Annotated in this window: 2 protein-coding genes; both read right to left on the reverse strand. The window is 38.3% G+C overall.

The window, feature by feature from the left end; all coding sequences use genetic code 11:
* A partial coding sequence (locus J7R13_RS08655; RefSeq protein ID WP_208438294.1) for a nucleoside-diphosphate kinase occupies nucleotides 1-278 on the reverse strand: 278 nt, incomplete at its 3' end.
* Nucleotides 279-321: 43 nt separating this feature from the next.
* Nucleotides 322-495, reverse strand: coding sequence for a hypothetical protein (locus J7R13_RS08660; protein ID WP_208438295.1), 174 nt, complete (start codon nucleotides 493-495; stop codon nucleotides 322-324).
* Between the last annotated feature and the right edge of the window lie 87 nt (nucleotides 496-582).

The raw sequence follows: 582 nt of genomic DNA on the forward strand, positions 1-582 counted from the left end.
GTAGCTCCCATCACTTCACGATTTTTAGCGATTGCATTTTCACCTTCCAAAACCTGCACAATTGTTGGACCAGAAGACATAAATTCAACCAACTCACCAAAAAATGGGCGTTCCTTATGAACTGCATAAAACTTTTCAGCTTCACGCTGGCTCATCCACACACGCTTAGATGCAATAACACGTAAGCCCGCATCCTCAAGCATTTTTGTAATTGCTCCTATCAAATTACGACGTATTGCATCCGGTTTAATCATTGAAAACGTACGTTCTATAGCCATTTGACCACCTTATATTTTATTGACAATATTATCTTGTGGCGTTCTATAACGAGCAAACAGCCTCTTGCCAAGTGACGGTAGAATAATATGCATTAATTTTCAAAATCGTGTCATTCATTTTAGAGGAAACTTCCATAAAAACAACAATTCTCGCAATTACTAACCCCTTTATAACAAAACCATAGCCTCCTCCTAAAAAGATTGAACCAGCTTTCACAAAACTAAATATTTTCCCCTCAACCTACTCCTTAAAAAGTAAAACACGAGAAAAACTTCCAACGCAGCATAAAGCCGCAAGCCCGTT

It is taken from the genome of Bartonella taylorii 8TBB (assembly GCF_902825155.1).
GTDB classification, from domain to species: domain Bacteria; phylum Pseudomonadota; class Alphaproteobacteria; order Rhizobiales; family Rhizobiaceae; genus Bartonella; species Bartonella taylorii_A.